The organism is Corynebacterium sp. TAE3-ERU30 (genome assembly GCF_019209925.1).
GTDB classification, from domain to species: Bacteria; Actinomycetota; Actinomycetes; order Mycobacteriales; family Mycobacteriaceae; genus Corynebacterium; species Corynebacterium megadyptis.
The window spans coordinates 48,470-63,410 of record NZ_JAHUTO010000003.1 but is presented as its reverse complement, the minus strand read 5'-3'; the positions used below and the strand labels follow the sequence as shown (position 1 = coordinate 63,410).

The 14,941-nt window shown below is 65.5% G+C and carries 15 protein-coding genes; 10 read left to right on the top strand and 5 right to left on the bottom strand.

Translation table 11 applies throughout. The annotated features are described in order from the left end of the window. Positions 1-170 precede the first annotated feature (170 nt). Positions 171-485 carry a WXG100 family type VII secretion target gene (locus tag KR227_RS06320; protein ID WP_151528902.1) on the top strand — a complete coding sequence of 105 codons (315 nt, stop codon included), beginning with the start codon at positions 171-173 and terminating at the stop codon, positions 483-485. Positions 486-556: 71 nt separating this feature from the next. After that, the gene (locus KR227_RS06315; RefSeq protein WP_151640686.1) at positions 557-844 is read left to right on the top strand and encodes a WXG100 family type VII secretion target; all 288 of its coding nucleotides are present in this window, start codon (positions 557-559) and stop codon (positions 842-844) included. A 270-nt stretch (positions 845-1,114) separates the two neighbouring features. Here KR227_RS06315 and KR227_RS06310 read toward each other — a convergent pair whose 3' ends face one another. Continuing rightward, positions 1,115-1,798 carry an SDR family oxidoreductase gene (locus KR227_RS06310; RefSeq protein ID WP_218364458.1) on the bottom strand — a complete coding sequence of 228 codons (684 nt, stop codon included), beginning with the start codon at positions 1,796-1,798 and terminating at the stop codon, positions 1,115-1,117. Between the two features lie 321 nt (positions 1,799-2,119). Between KR227_RS06310 and rplM the strand changes: the two genes are divergently transcribed. Next, positions 2,120-2,563 carry a 50S ribosomal protein L13 gene (rplM, locus tag KR227_RS06305; protein WP_151528899.1) on the top strand — a complete coding sequence of 148 codons (444 nt, stop codon included), beginning with the start codon at positions 2,120-2,122 and terminating at the stop codon, positions 2,561-2,563. Beyond that, a complete protein-coding gene (rpsI, locus tag KR227_RS06300; RefSeq protein ID WP_151528898.1) occupies positions 2,560-3,108 on the top strand; it encodes a 30S ribosomal protein S9 in 549 nt (182 codons plus the stop codon). The genes rplM and rpsI overlap by 4 nt, the downstream gene beginning before the upstream one ends. A 101-nt stretch (positions 3,109-3,209) precedes the next feature. Here rpsI and KR227_RS06295 read toward each other — a convergent pair whose 3' ends face one another. Then, a complete protein-coding gene (locus KR227_RS06295) occupies positions 3,210-4,181 on the bottom strand; it encodes a TIGR00730 family Rossman fold protein (RefSeq protein WP_218364457.1) in 972 nt (323 codons plus the stop codon). A 135-nt stretch (positions 4,182-4,316) separates the two neighbouring features. Here KR227_RS06295 and glmM point away from each other — a divergent pair, with 135 nt between their 5' ends. From glmM to KR227_RS06280, 3 genes are all read left to right on the top strand, one after another. Then, on the top strand, positions 4,317-5,660 hold the full coding sequence (glmM, locus tag KR227_RS06290; RefSeq protein WP_218364455.1) for a phosphoglucosamine mutase: 1,344 nt from the start codon (positions 4,317-4,319) through the stop codon (positions 5,658-5,660). A gap of 150 nt (positions 5,661-5,810) precedes the next feature. Then, entirely contained in the window at positions 5,811-6,134 is a 324-nt protein-coding gene (locus KR227_RS06285) for a hypothetical protein (protein WP_218364453.1), read from the top strand. After that, positions 6,131-7,675 carry a hypothetical protein gene (locus KR227_RS06280; protein ID WP_218364451.1) on the top strand — a complete coding sequence of 515 codons (1,545 nt, stop codon included), beginning with the start codon at positions 6,131-6,133 and terminating at the stop codon, positions 7,673-7,675. Before KR227_RS06285 ends, KR227_RS06280 begins: the two co-directional genes overlap by 4 nt. 312 nt (positions 7,676-7,987) lie before the next feature. Here KR227_RS06280 and KR227_RS06275 read toward each other — a convergent pair whose 3' ends face one another. Continuing rightward, positions 7,988-8,854 (bottom strand): dienelactone hydrolase family protein, encoded by an 867-nt coding sequence (locus tag KR227_RS06275; protein WP_218364449.1) that lies wholly within the window; start codon positions 8,852-8,854, stop codon positions 7,988-7,990. 154 nt (positions 8,855-9,008) lie between these two features. Between KR227_RS06275 and glmS the strand changes: the two genes are divergently transcribed. Next, positions 9,009-10,874 carry a glutamine--fructose-6-phosphate transaminase (isomerizing) gene (gene glmS / locus KR227_RS06270; RefSeq protein WP_218364447.1) on the top strand — a complete coding sequence of 622 codons (1,866 nt, stop codon included), beginning with the start codon at positions 9,009-9,011 and terminating at the stop codon, positions 10,872-10,874. 68 nt (positions 10,875-10,942) lie between these two features. On the opposite strand, the gene KR227_RS06265 is transcribed toward glmS, so the two are convergent. Beyond that, complete coding sequence (locus KR227_RS06265) at positions 10,943-11,680, bottom strand: CPBP family intramembrane glutamic endopeptidase (RefSeq protein WP_218364445.1); 738 nt, start codon at positions 11,678-11,680, stop codon at positions 10,943-10,945. 43 nt (positions 11,681-11,723) lie between these two features. Here KR227_RS06265 and alr point away from each other — a divergent pair, with 43 nt between their 5' ends. Then, positions 11,724-12,887 (top strand): alanine racemase, encoded by a 1,164-nt coding sequence (gene alr / locus KR227_RS06260; RefSeq protein WP_218364443.1) that lies wholly within the window; start codon positions 11,724-11,726, stop codon positions 12,885-12,887. Between the two features lie 6 nt (positions 12,888-12,893). Continuing rightward, positions 12,894-13,382 carry a tRNA (adenosine(37)-N6)-threonylcarbamoyltransferase complex ATPase subunit type 1 TsaE gene (tsaE, locus tag KR227_RS06255; RefSeq protein WP_151528889.1) on the top strand — a complete coding sequence of 163 codons (489 nt, stop codon included), beginning with the start codon at positions 12,894-12,896 and terminating at the stop codon, positions 13,380-13,382. Here tsaE and KR227_RS06250 read toward each other — a convergent pair. After that, positions 13,360-14,847, bottom strand: a complete 1,488-nt coding sequence (locus tag KR227_RS06250; RefSeq protein ID WP_218364440.1) for a DUF1624 domain-containing protein — start codon at positions 14,845-14,847, stop codon at positions 13,360-13,362. The genes tsaE and KR227_RS06250 overlap by 23 nt on opposite strands. Between the last annotated feature and the right edge of the window lie 94 nt (positions 14,848-14,941).

Here is a 14,941-nt window from a genome sequence, read left to right as displayed (position 1 = left end):
CTGTGCCTGACGTCTATATCCCATGAAGCCACTTGGTTTCACCATCACAGGGGGGATTGTGTGGAGCACTCGGGGGAGCATCACATCCGATCACTGTGCAGTCCATTCCCTATATATCCGGCAGCAGCTGCTGCATCAATGCACACAGGATTATCTTTCAAGGAGTATCTATGACTGGGCATTTTCGCACAGAATCACAGACCATGGTCGCCACCGCAGGCAAGGTGGATCAGACCAACCACGACGTTCAGGCCGAGCTAGCGCGGCTGCGCGGCACCGTCGACGCCATCGGCGGCAGCTGGCAAGGCAGCGCGCAGCTGGCTTTCACCAATCTCATGAGCCGCTGGGACGCCTCGGCACGCCAGCTGCAGGAGGCGCTGAGCTCCATCTCGGAGAATATCCGCGCCAATGCCCGCGCCTTCGACGTTTCCGAGACCGAGAACGAAACCGCATTCCGTCAGGTCGGTGGCGGCTTGGCGCTCTAGCGCACCCGCATCCCACTCACCTGCATCAGCACACCTCATAAGAGCGCAACACAGAAAGGCTAGTGCCACTCATGGACACGATTCGTTATCAATTCGGCGCCATCAGCCAAGCGGCTGAGGATATTCGCGCCACCTCCGCCAAGATCAACGCCAACTTGGAGGACCTCAAAGCCCAGATCGCGCCGATGACCGCGGCGTGGGAAGGCGAATCCTCCTCCGCCTACCAGGAAGCCCAGCGCGCGTGGGATGCCGCCGCACTGGAGATCAACACTATTTTGACCACCATCTCCCGCACTGTGGCAGAAGGCAATGAGCGCATGAGCGATGTCAATCGCCGCGCTGCCGCTAGCTGGAGCTAGCCGCCCGCCGCCGCAGAGGCTCGGGCCGGTGTGTCTCGCGCGCGGGCGTGTCCGTGGAATCCCCGTGTTCTCCGTGTATCTCCAAAATCCAGGGACGCAGCCAGCCACTCGCGTGAGCGCACCGCCTCGTGCCCCGCGGCGCCTCAAACCACCACCTCATCGAGCAATACCCAGCCACACCCCGCGTAGTAGCACCAGCCGCCAGTGATGAATGGGCGGCACGCTACCGCGGGGTGTGTGTTGTTTCATGCCCCAGAGAGCTGTCCGGTATTAGCTGATCTGCGAGTAGTCTTCAGGCACCTCGGCGAGGGCCTCGGCGATAGGGGTGGAGCCATTGATAAAGGGGATCACCCGGTGGATGGTGGCGGGCTGCTGCAGGGCGGCGGCCGCCACCTGTGCGACGTTGCCGCGGGAGGTCGCGGAGGACATCCCGTGCGTTATCGGCGTGACGCGCACCGTCCCCGTCGCTGGCTCATCGTCCAGTGCGCCAGGGCCCAGGATGGTCCAGTCTAAGTCGCTATCCACCAAGTAGGTATCGGCCGCGAGCTTGGCCACGGCGTAGTCGTAGAGGGGATGATCCTCCGGGATCTGGAGTGGGGAGCGCGAACCATTGAAGGAGACCATAATATAGCGCTTCACCCCGGCGGCCTGGGCGGCGTCCATGCTGCGGATAGCCGCATCCCGATCCACGGCGTAGGTGCGCGCGGCCCCACCAGAGCCGCCGGCACCGGCGGACCACACCACGGCATCGGCGCCCCGCAGGGCCGCGGTGAGTTCCGCGGTCGAGGATTCTTCCACGTCGACCACCACCGGGCGCGCTCCGGCGGCCTCCACATCGGCGGCATGGTCGGGGTTTCGGATCAATGCAGTGACGCTATCGCCGCGTTCGCTGAGAATCGGGGCCAGCTCAAGGGCAATCTTTCCGTGGCCACCAATAATGACGATATGAGACATAGCTGTCCTCCTTAAAGCTATAGACGCGTGGTTCCACCCCAGGCGAGAGCCTGCGGTGGTGCAGTGCGGTTCCAACGACACAGCCCGAGACGATATTCCCGAGCGAGCCGGAGCAGTGATGCTGCGAGGAGTTTGCGCTGCGCAGGCAAAGGGGGCTAAAATTCACTCTTCGTGTGTACTCGCCGTAGTAACGCCTGCCCTCGTGGGGTAGGGAAAAGCTGCGAAGAGTACTGATAGCGCGGGTCTCCACCGGCCGCCGCGCTATCCATAACTGACACGTTTGGCTGGCAGCGAGCAGAATAGACTTTGAAAGGTTTTGCATTGTCTACTTATCACCCGAAGAGCGGTGACATCACCCGCAAGTGGTATGTCATCGACGCCACTGATGTGGTGCTGGGTCGCCTGGCAGTGACCGCCGCAGGCCTCCTGCGCGGCAAGGGCAAGCCCCAGTACGCACCCAACGTCGACTGCGGTGACCACGTCATCATCATCAATGCTGACAAGGTTGCTGTTTCCTCCAACAAGCGCGAGCGTGAGTTCCGCTACCGTCACTCCGGCTACCCGGGTGGTCTGAAGACCATGTCCCTGGGTCGCTCCCTCGAGCTGCACCCGGAGCGCGTTGTGTTCGAGTCTGTTGAGGGCATGATGCCGCACAACCGTCTCTCCCGCGCCTCGGTGAAGAAGCTTCACGTCTTCGCCGGTTCCGAGCACCCGTATGCAGCCCAGAAGCCCGAGACCTTCGAGATCAAGCAGGTGGCCCAGTGACCGAACAGAATCAGAACGAATCCCAGGTAGCCTCCGCTGAGGACATCGCTGCAGCGCAGGCCGCAACCGAGGAGTTCACCAACACCATCGGTGACTCCCTCGTGGACGAGTCCGCCGAGACCGCCGAGGCTCCCGCAGCCGAGGGCCCGGCCGATCTCAGCCAGCCGATCCAGACCGTTGGCCGTCGTAAGCGCGCCGTCGCCCGCGTCACCATGACCCAGGGCACCGGCAAGATCACCGTCAACGGCCGTGAGTTCGAGGAGTACTTCCCCTCCAAGCTCAACCAGCAGGACATCAAGACCCCGCTGACCCTTCTGGAGCGCGAGAACCAGTTCGACATCCGTGCCCGTATCTCCGGTGGCGGCCCCACCGGTCAGTCCGGTGCTATGCGTCTGGCTATCGCCCGCGCCCTCAACGAGTACAACCCGGCTGAGCGTAAGCAGCTGAAGAAGGCTGGCCTTCTCACCCGCGACGCCCGTGCCGTGGAGCGCAAGAAGGCAGGTCTGCACAAGGCCCGTCGTGCTCCGCAGTACTCCAAGCGTTAAACACCAACGCTTCTTCAACGCCCGTGGCTTCGGCCGCGGGCGTTGCTCGTTTCTGGGGCACCGCTAGCAGCGCCCGGCCAGACACACCCGCCGCGATGCTGCTAGCTCCACTTCGGTCTCGGGGCGGTCCAGGTGCGCATGGCTTGGAGAATCTCCTCGGGGCTATCGCCGAGGATGAGCGCGTCATAATCCTCTGCCCGCACAAAGCCCTCCTCCACCATGATGCTCAGCGCCCGCAGAGTAGGAGCCCAATAGTCGCTGTCTAATAACGCGATCGGCTTGGCGTGGTAGCCGAGCTGCTGGCCGGTCCACACATCGAAGAACTCATCTAATGTGCCGGTGCCGCCGGGCAGGCAGAGGAAGGCGTCGGCACGCTCGCTCATGCGCTGTTTGCGGGCGTGCATTGTCTCCACCACCTCGAGCTGCGTCAGCCCTGGATGGGCGATCTCGCCGTGCATCAGGCTCTGCGGGAGCACCCCGCTCACCGCTCCGCCGGCCTCGAGAGCCGCCGTGGCCACAGCCCCCATCAACCCCACCGCGCTGCCACCATAGACCAGGCGCATGTCATTGCGCGCCAGGCTTTCTCCCACAGCGCGGGCAGCCACGAGGTGGCGCCCATCCTGTCCCGCGCGGGCGCCGCTAAACACCGCCACCGAGTGAATCGGATGGGCCTGAAGATAATCCAGCACATGCTCTGTGAGCAGCGGCGCCAGCGGCACGGAGCGATCATCTGGTGCGAGCCACTGCCGCTCGGGGCCGAGCCCCTGCCCCTCGGCAGGAGCTGTTGTGTCCTGTGAGGCTGCGTCGTGAAGCGGCGAGCCAGGAACGATCCATAGTTGGGTGGTGCTGCTAGTGCGGGTCGTGATCTCTCCGCAGGGGGTGAGCTCCGCTGCCGCGAGGGTGATGCCGAGTTCCTGCAGCGCTCTGAGTGCGGTTTGTACGGGGGATTCTCCCGGCCGCGCTACAGCCTGGGGGAGGGTCAGCGCGGCGCCGTCGGGCTCGGGCACGGTGAGGAGACGGCGGCGGGGATCGCGAATAATAACGGCACTCATTGCGCGGGCATCGACAGACATGGCTGCAAGGCTACTAGCTGTCAGCCCCGGCGCACGGGCAGCTATGCCCACACGGGCACCGGTCATACGTCTGAGCACCACCGCAGGGGAATGTCTGGCGTGGGATCGGGGTAGCCGAGCGTGCATAATGGAGGAATGACTCGACTCTTCGGAACAGACGGTGTACGTGGATTAGCCAATAAGAAGCTGACGGCCCCCTTGGCGCTGCAGCTTGGTGCAGCGGCTGCGGAGGTACTAACGAAGGAGTACCGCAACTCCAAGCGCCGCCCCGTCGCCATCGTGGGCCGCGACCCGCGCGTCTCCGGCGAGATGCTGGCCGCGGCGATTTCCGCGGGCATGGCTTCGCGCGGTGTGGACGTATTGCGCGTCGGCGTGATCCCCACCCCGGCGGTGGCATTTTTGACCGATGATTATGGCGCGGATATGGGCGTGATGATCTCCGCCTCCCACAACCCCATGCCGGATAATGGCATCAAGTTCTTTTCCGATGGCGGCCATAAACTGCCCGATGAGGTAGAGGACGAGATCGAGCGCCGCATGGACAATATCGCCGACGAAGGCCCCACCGGCCACGGTATCGGCCGCGTGATTGAGGAAGCCTCGGACGCCCAGGAGCGCTATCTGATGCACCTGGCCCAGGCCGTGCCGCAGGATCTTTCCGGAATCAAGGTGGTGGTGGACTGCGCCAATGGCGCCGCTGCCGAGGTAGCCCCCTTGGCCTATGGCGCCGCCGGTGCCGAGGTGATCCCGATTCACCACAAGCCGAATTCCTACAACATCAACGATGGCTGCGGCTCCACCCACATCGAGGAGGTGCAGCGCGCGGTGCGTGAGCACGGCGCCGATATTGGTCTGGCGCACGACGGTGACGCCGATCGCTGCCTCGCCGTGGATGCCGAGGGCACCATCGTTGATGGCGATCAGATCATGGCGATCCTAGCCGTTGCGATGAAGGCCAATAGCGAGCTGCGCAAGAACACCCTGGTGGCCACCGTGATGTCGAATCTGGGGCTGAAGCTGGCCATGGAGGACGCAGGCATTGAGGTGCTCACCACCCAGGTGGGCGATCGCTATGTCCTCGCCGAGCTCAACCGCAGCGGCTATAGCCTCGGCGGCGAGCAGTCTGGCCACATTGTGATCCCCGATCATGGAACCACCGGCGATGGCGTACTGACTGGTCTTTCGCTCATGGCCCGCATGGCCGAAACCGGCTCGAGCCTGAAGGAATTGGCCACCGTGATGACGGTGCTGCCGCAGATGCTCATCAACGTTCCGGTCTCGGACAAGTCCGTGATCATGGATCATCCGCGCGTCAAGGAGGCCATCTCCAAGGCCGAGGCGGAGCTGGGCGACACCGGCCGGGTGCTGCTGCGCGCCTCCGGCACCGAGGAGCTCTTCCGCGTCATGGTGGAGGCCGCCCACGAGGAGCAGGCTCGGAAGGTGGCCGGCCGCCTGGCCGCCGTGGTGGCCGAGATCTAAACCCGCCTGAGCCCGTCAATCCCGCGGGCGGCGCAGAATACTTCCGCGCCGCGGGAACCTCCCAGGTGCGAATGTGCGTCTAACTCGGTGAGAAGGTGCGCCCTGCTAGGGTGCACGCCGCCGTTTCTTTGACCTCGCATGGGGGAGGCTATGACGCACACTGACATAGATGTCGATCCACCAACCGCGCTGGCGCATACCGCCGAGTTGCTCCGCACTCTCGCCGAGAACACGAGCGCGCACCAGCGCCACGCACCACAGTTTCCGCCCGCCGCGGCGGGGAAGGGGCTGCGTGCACGCGGTGAAACCCTCGCCCGTGTCTTTACCCAACTGCACACCGATACCGCCACTGCTTTAGACGCAGCTCGCTTATCGACGCATACCGCCAGCGATCAGCTCCGCGCCCTCTCAGAGCAGGACCACGCGGTGGCCGACGCTCTGCACCGCATCGATAGGGCAGGTGAGGGCAGATGAACAGCTCCGTGACCTGCTACGCCTCCACGGTGGAGGCGCTGCGTCTGGCCGCGGGCGGGCTGTATGCCGGGCCGCAGATCAGCGCCGAGGAGCTCAGCGCCGCCGCCGAGAACCTCGCCGGTTTGGATACTTCCGCACTACGCACAGCCGCGAGCTGCGCCCTAGGGGAATCCGCCCCGCAGGACGCCGGCCGCTGGGTGCAGGAGGTGCTCAGCCCCGCTCTCGCCGGAGTGGCCGAGGGGGCCATGTGCGGCGGCCTGAGCGAGGCTATGCGGCAGTGGGAGCAGCGGGTAGAAGGTGCCGCAGCAGTAGAGGCGGCCGCGCATTCCTGCGCCGATAGCATCGACGCGGTCGCTAGCAGCGCCCATGAGGCGGCGCAGACGATGACGCTGAGCCTTGATGAGGCCGTACGCGCGGTGTGCCACGCCCTCGAACTGCTGGGCAGTAGCGGAGCCCGCGGGCTGGCGCAGCAATTAGTGCACATGGGCGCAGGCCTGATCGATAGCGCCGGCCAGCAGTTGCTGGGTATCTTCGGCGATCACGACACCGCCGTGGCGGGCTGTTTTGATGAGCTGATCGCCCACGCCGAACAGCACTGCGCCAGCGAACCGCCCGCTGCGTGCACCCCAGAACCACCGTGCGAGCCCGCGCCACCGTGTGAGCCGGAGCCGCCGTGTGAGCCGGAGCCGCCATGCGAGCCCGCAGCCGCCGCGCCCGTAGCGGAGCCAGAGCCCTGCGTGGCAGAAAAACCCACACCGAAGCCCACCCCGCAGCCAGCACCGGCGCCTGCGGCAGCGCCCCAACCGACGCCGTCGGTAGAGCCGCAGCCGGCCCCACAACCGGCCCCGGCCTGCGAACCCGCGGCCGCCGCACCGCCGCCACAACCACCGACAGTGCCGCCTAAGCCCTGCGTGCCAGACACCCCGGCGACTCCGCCGAGCCCGCCACCGGCACCTGCTCCCGCCGCCGCGCCGCCGTGCCCGGCCGCCGAGCTCGGGCGGGTAGTGAGTGGCTCGATACTCACGGTGGGGCAGGCGATGGCCAGCGCCGCCGCCGTGGGAGTGGCACAGGCTCAGGCCTCGCTTCATGCCCACCTCGAGGCCGCTATCACTGGCTCTATCGAGGTATCCGCCGAGCTCGGACAAGCACCCAGCGCTTGTGCGCCCGCGCCGGTAGCGGACTGCCCGCCAGTGGTGGACCACCCCTGCGCCCCGGCTGTCTCAACTGCCGAACCGGAACCCGCGCCGGAACCCGCACCCGAACCGGAGCCTGAGCCCGAAGCGCCTCAGCCGGATGATCCCTGCCCACCAGAGGATCTCACCGCTGTGCCCGAACCCGAGCCGCCGGCGCAGAAGGTGGCTATGCAGAACGTGGCGCAGGAGGCAGCCCCAGCCCCAGCCCCGGCACCGCCCGAGCCACAACCAGAACCGCCCGCCGAGGCTGCCGAGCCGGCAGCAGCTGCCGCGGATACCGCCCCACCGATCGATGAAGGAGAACACAGTGAGCACACCAGCTGGCCCCACAAGGCAGGTGCATGGTGACTAACGTGAATCCCGATTTCCTCCGGCATCTCGAGACCTTCCAGCGCCACACGAGTGCGCGGCTAGCGGAGTTTTCCCGCTCCCTCGATGAGCTCACCGCCCAGGCACGGCGCGAGGCGCGCGCCAGCGCAGAACACACTCCCACCCCGCCGCACCCGGCTGCTAGGCAGCGCCCTGCAGCGAGTGCGGCAGAGCGGGCATGGCCGCGCCCAGCGCAGCAGAAACCCGCCCCGCGCGGTCCTGTTCGGGGAGTGCTGAGAAACTCACCCTAAAGGCACCGCTCGGGGCGGGAATAAAGATCAGATGTGGAGGTTAGTCCTGCTCGTCATCCTCCGTGGAGGCATTCACATGGGGGTCGTGCTTGGCTACCTCTTCACGCAGCTCTTGGCGGGTCCAAGCGGTCACGCCCTTGCCCTCAGCCGCGAAGGCAGAGAATGCCGAGTACTTGTTCTCCCCGGCGAGCTGGTGCAGCAGGAAGCCGGTGACCAGGCCGCGGGCAGTTTCTTGGGCGCCGAACTCGAGCCCGCTGATTCCGGTGAGGAGCTTGCTCACGCTCGCCTCGCGGAAGCCGGTCTGGCTTGCCTTGTCCACGACGCGGAAAGCGACATCGCCGCCCCAGTTGAAGGCCACCTTCGGCGGGTTGCCCATATCGAGGAACTCGCCGCGGCCTGGGGAGAGCACCAGCCCGGGCACGTTCACGTGGCGGGCGGCTTCCTCAGAGGAGGGGGCAGTAACGGAGGGGTAGATGGCGGCGACGGCCTTCACCAGATCGCGGTCCACGGCGGCGAGGATCGCGGCGCCGGCTCCCATGCCGTGGCCCACCAAGCCGATTTTGCCCGGGGCGACGGTGATATTGCCTTGGCCGAGCTTCACCCCAGCGGCAATCTGCATGCAGGTTTCTAGATCGGCGGCGAAACCACGGTGATCGGGGGCGAAGCCAGTCTCCGTATCCGGGGCCACCGCCACAATGCCCCAGCTCGCGAGGTGGCGCAGGGTGGCGTGGTAGTGCTTAATGCCCTGCCGCCAATCGTGGCCAAAGGCCACTGCGGGCAGGCCCTGGCCCTCCGCGGGGGTATAAACCTTGCCGGGGATACCGGCATAGGACAGATCGCCCACGAGCACGCGGTGGGGGCCACGCTTGGACAGTTTGCTTAGGTGTTTCTTCAAGTTCTCAGCCACGGTGTTCAAGGATAGTCTATGCACGCCAGGCCGTGGGGCGGCGGCTCCGGCCGGAGAGTGCACGGCCAAGGCGCAGCGGCGGGGAGAAGGGGCCGCGGCGCGCGGTGAGCTGCTGCGAGGGGAGGTGTCTCTGGGTTGGGTTAGGATGAACGGCATGTGTGGAATCGTTGGATACATCGGTCATCGTGAAGGCTTGGATGTGGCGCTCGGCGCCCTCAAGCGCATGGAATACCGCGGCTATGACTCTTCAGGAATCGCCGTCGCAGACGGTGCGGGCAGCATTAATGCGGTGAAGAAGGCCGGCAAGATTAGCAACCTCGAGATGCGTATCGACGAGGAAGGTGCCGATAACTTCCGGGGCCACACCGCTGTGGGCCACACCCGCTGGGCCACGCACGGTCGCCCCACCGATAACAACGCCCACCCGCACCTGTCTGCGGACGGCAAGGTGGCCATTGTGCACAACGGCATTATCGAGAACTTCGCGGTGCTGCGCGAGGAGCTGGAGCACAGCGGCGTGGAGCTGCTCTCTGACACCGACTCGGAGGTGGCCGCCCACATGCTGGCCGCCGCCTATAACGAGGGTGAGACCAAGGGCGATTTCCAGGCTTCTGCCCTGCATGTGCTCAATCGCCTCGAGGGCGCATTCACCCTGCTATTTACCCACGCCGATCACCCGGACACCATCATTGCGGCCCGCCGTTCCACCCCGTTGATCGTCGGTATCGGCGAGGACGAGATGTTTCTTGGCTCCGATGTGGCGGCCTTTATTGAATACACCAAGGATGCTGTTGAGCTGGGCCAGGACAACGTGGTGATCATCACCCGTGACTCCTATGAGATTCTCAACTTCGATGGCAGCCCCGCTGAGGGCAAGCCCTTCACCATCGACTGGGATTTGAGCGCCGCCGAGAAGGGTGGCTTCGATTCCTTCATGATGAAGGAGATTCATGAGCAGCCCGCAGCGGTGCGCGACACCTTGGCCGGCCACTTCCAGGACGGCCGCATCGTCTTGGACGAGCAGAACTTCAGCCAGGCCGATCTCAAGGCCGTGGACAAAATCTTCGTGGTGGCCTGCGGTTCGGCCTATCACTCGGGCCTGCTGGCCAAGTACGCCATCGAGCACTGGGCCCGCGTCCCCGTGGAGATCGAGGTAGCCAGCGAGTTCCGTTATCGCGATCCGGTGCTGGATAAAAACACCCTCGTGGTGGCTGTGTCCCAGTCCGGTGAGACCGCCGATACGCTCGAGGCCGTTCGCCATGCCAAGGCCCAGGGCGCCAAGGTGCTGGCGGTGTGCAACACCAACGGGGCGCAGATTCCCCGCGAGTCCGATGCGGTGCTCTACACCCACGCCGGCCCGGAGATTGGTGTGGCCTCCACCAAGGCCTTTTTGGCGCAGGTGGCCGCCAACTACATCGTGGGCTTGGCCTTGGCGCAGGCCAAGGGCACCAAGTACCCGGATGAGATCACGGATATCTACCACGATCTGGAGTCCATCCCGGAGAAGATCGAGACTCTGCTCGCCGTCGAGGACGAGACCAAGCGCATCTCGGAGGTGCTGGGCGCGATTCCCACCATGCTGTTCTTGGGCCGCGGCGTGGGCTTCCCCGTGGCGCTGGAGGGCGCGCTGAAGCTGAAGGAGCTGGCCTATATTCACGCCGAGGGCTTCCCAGCCGGTGAGCTCAAGCACGGCCCGATCGCGCTCATCGAGGACGATCTCCCCGTGGTTGTGGTGGTGCCCTCGCCACGTGGGGTGAAGCTGCTGCACTCCAAGATCGTCTCCAATATTCAGGAGATCCGCGCCCGCGGCGCGAAGACCATCGTGATCGCCGAGGAGGGCGATGATGCGGTGGAGCCCTACGCCAACTGGCTCATCCGTATCCCCGAGACCTCCACGATCATGCAGCCCCTGCTGGCCACCGTGCCGCTGCAATTCCTCGCCGCGTTCATCGCCCGCGAGTGCGGTAACGAGGACATCGACAAGCCCCGCAACCTGGCGAAGTCCGTGACCGTGGAATAGTCCCAGCAACAAAAAGAACTCGAGCCCACATGCCGTGGTGCTCGAGTTTTTTGCTTATCGACGCCGCCCTAGAGCCACGTCCACGCCGCCGCGGCCGCCAGCGCCCCGGTGGCGTTCAGCGCCCAGTGCAAACCAATGGGGGCGATCACGCTATCGGTATGGTGGCGCAGCCAGGTGAGCACCGCCCCGGCGCCGGCGGTGGCCAGCACCGCCAAGCCCACCCCGATCCAGGTGCCGAGGCTGCCGGAGCCGAGTAGCCCCGATAGGCCCGCGTTGGAGGCGGTCAGCCCCAGCGAGGAGCTGATATGCCACAGCCCGAACAACACAGAACCCGCCCCAAACACCAGCTTGGTGCCGCCGAGGCGAGCGAGGGAGGCATGCAGCATGCCGCGAAAAGCCAGCTCCTCCGGAACCACGGTTTGCAGCGGGATAATCACCAGCGCGGCCAGCAGCGCGCGGCGCAGCGTGGCGTAGGAATCATTGAGGAAGAACTCGCGCGTCAACGGCAACGCCAGCCCAGCGCCCACCACGAGGATCACTGCCGCCATCGATATCCCCGCCCAGCGCGCCCCACGGCGCAGCGTAGCCCGGGAGATCCCCATCGCTTGCGGGGTATAGCCGCGGGCAAAAGCCAGCAGCACCATCGCCGCTACCCCCAAGGGCACCGTGGAACGATAGGACGCCAGCTCGGTGAAGTGGGCGAGGGAATTGATGATGGCGAGGCTGCCGACCAAGAGGGCGACGTCGATAAGCGCTGAGCGCCGCGATCCGGATAGGTGGGGGCGACGGGCAGCGAAAACGAACATGCGGTTCATCCTACGCTGCGGTGACAGTGGCACAATGTGGCTTATGGATTTGCTCAGCACCACCATTGATCTCGAGGCGATTGCGCACAATACCCGTGTGCTCAAGGCGCGCGCCGGGAATGCCCAGCTCATCGCGGTGGTGAAGGCCGATGCCTATGGTCATGGCATGGCGGAATGCGCTGCCGTGATGGCGCGCGAGGGCGCCGATATGTTTGGGGTGGCCACCCTGCCTGAGGCACTCGAGCTGGTCGCCGCGCTGCGCCCCCGCGGCTATGAGCAGCCGGTGCTGTGCTGGCTCTGGCATCCCGCCCAGAACCTTGATGCTGCGCTCGCGGCGGAAGTGGTGCTGGGCATCGCGAACCTGGAGCAGGCCCGTAGTCTTATTGCCCAGCTACAGGGCCGCCCCATCACCGTGCACGTGAAGGTAGATACCGGGCTGAATCGCTCAGGGGTGGATGAAGAGCAGTGGGAGGAAATCTTTCACCTGCTCGCCGCCGCCCCTACGGTGACGGTCGATGGCATCTTCAGCCACCTGGCCTGCGCCGATGATCCGGGCAATAGCAGCATCGACGCCCAAGCAGAGTTGCTGCGCCGCGCCTGGGACTGCGCCCAGCGCCGCGGCCTGCGCCCGCGGCTGCGGCATCTGGCTAATTCCCCAGCGACACTGACCCGCCCCGATCTCTACTTCGAGGCCATCCGCCCCGGGCTGGCTCTCTATGGGGTCTCTCCCTTCGCCGGAAGAGACGTTAAGGAGTGGGGGCTTCTCCCCGCGATGCGGTGGACGGCGCGGGTGACCACCATCAAAACCACCCACACCGGCGAGGGCGTTAGCTACGGGCTGACGTGGCGTGCCCCGCGGGAGAGCGTGACCGCCGTGGTGGCGGTGGGCTATGCCGATGGGCTGCCGCGCGCCGTGCAGACCCGGCGCGGCGAATCCGATCTCTGGGTGAGTATCAAGGGCCAGCGCTATCGGCAGATCGGTCGGGTGTGTATGGATCAGATAGTGGTGGATCTCGGGGATAATGCACAGGGGGTGGCCATCGGTGATGAGGTGGTGCTCTTAGGCGATGGCAGCGCGGGAGAGATGACCGCCGCCGAGCTCGCCGCGGCCGCCGGCACGATCGCCTATGAGATGGTGTGCGCCCCAAAGGGACGGACGGTGCGGCACTATCTGCCGGCTCAGCAGCACAACCCAGTGGAGGAGTAGGAGTAGATGCTTAAAGAGTGGCCCGCCTCTGGGCAGGAGCGTTGCGAGGAATTGGAGGACACCCACGCCTTCGGGGAACGGCTCGGCCGTGTCCTCGAAGCCGGGGATGTGGTGATTCTGGATGGCCCGCTGGGGGCGGGAAAAACCAGCCTCACCCAGGGCATTGCCCGCGGCATGAATGTGAAGGGGCGGGTGACCTCGCCGACCTTTACTATCGCCCGGGAGCATCGCCCGCGCGGCAGCGGCCCGAGCCTGATCCACGTGGATGCCTATCGTTTGCTCGGGGAGGGCAGCGGCCCGGTGGATCCGGTGGGGGCGCTTGACTCTTTGGATATGGATAGCGAGCTGCACGAAGCGGTGGTGGTGGCCGAGTGGGGTAAGGGCTTGATGGAGCAGCTCGCCGAGCACTATCTGCTGCTCACCCTCGATCGCCATTCCGCGGTGGAGGCCGACCCAGACTCGGAGGCGCGCCTCATCTCTTGGCAGTGGCACTAGCTGCGCGTGGGCGCCTCCTCCGCAGCACCCACGATGGCGAGCGCGAGGGCGGCTCGCTGCCGCTGGTGCTCGTGGCGATGCTGAGCCGGTGGAGCAGATATTCCATGGGGCCGCGCCGCCAGCGCAGGCGATAGAGCGAGGTGCCGAGCAGGGCGATCAGCAGTTGGATGCTGAACACACTCACATCCTGCCAGCTATAGGGCTCGGCGTCCGGTGCTGGGATCTCGCCGACGCTGCCATCTGCATCGGGGGAGTACTCGCCGATGAAGCGCTCAGCACTCTCTCTGGCGGCTGTGGGGGAGTCGAGTGCGAGAAGCTCATCCCGGAGCTGTTGCTGCTCGGCGGACAGCGGTGCCGTGGAATCGAGAAGGGGATCGGGCTCGGCCATGTAATAGTCCAGGGTGTACTCGCTGAGAGCGCGCTCGAACTGCTCGCTGTTGAGGGGCCCGCGCAGGCGCATGTGGAGCACATCCAAGGCGCGCTGGCGCTGCTGCACCACCTCTGCGTCCGCGGAGTCGGCCAGCGAGTCGCCTTCTTCGTAGCGCGTGCTGCCCGGAGCTGTGTCTGTGTCATCTGTGCCGAAGTCATCTGTGCCGAATACAGAGGAGCCGAACGCCGGGGCGGAGGAATAGCTATCTGCCGCGGGGTTGAGCGCCGCCGTCAGTGGCGCGGTGAGCAGAACGTGGGTGACGTAGACCGTCAGGGCCATGGAGCCGACAGCCTGCAGCGGGTAGAAGTGGGCATATCGCAGCGCCACGATGACGGCCACGGCCGCGAGCCCGGTAGCCGCCATATCGCCGATGGAGCCGCTGTGCGGCAGCGGCAGCAGATAGAACTCGAGCGCAGCGGATAAGGGCGAATCCGCCATTCCTGCGGGGGCGAGAAAAGAATCGGCGTGATCAATAAGCACAGAGCGGGCAAGGACGGCACCTGCGCCGGCGGGGATGCACCACAGCAGCGCTCGCGCCCAGTACACCCTGGCGAGTAGGACTCCGAGGAGGGTGTAGGCCAGCCACGCCGGCAGCGGATAGGCGCCGTCTCCTATCAGGCCGATGGGACTCATCGAGCTAAGCAGCGCCTGCTGCAGCAACGGTCCGATAAGCACGAGCACCCCGGTGAGAATCACTAAGCGCCGCGTGCTCCACTGCGCGAGGGGCGCGAGCAGGATCTGCGCCACGCCAATGGTGCCGAGGACGACGGCGATGGCGCCGCTGAAGGGAGTGAGGACGATACTCACCGCGATCAGGGCGATGCCTCTGACGGTGGCCACGCCCCAGTCATGTCTGTCCACGATGATGGCCAAGGCGATGCCGCTGAGCACAGCGAAGAGGGTAGAAGGATAGCCGTCCGAAAGATCTGTGAGTACGCTCGGCCCGTGATACACGGTGTGCGCGTACATCATGCCGATGATCGCGAGCGCTCGTGCGATATCGAGCCCATCGACTCTCCGCGGTGATGTCGCCATGGCTCATAACTGTAGGCGCGTCCAGTGGGCAGCGCCGGAGAAAGAGGAGTATGAGTAGGGTGGTGCTGCGTTCAGCCGGAGCACTACTCCACGA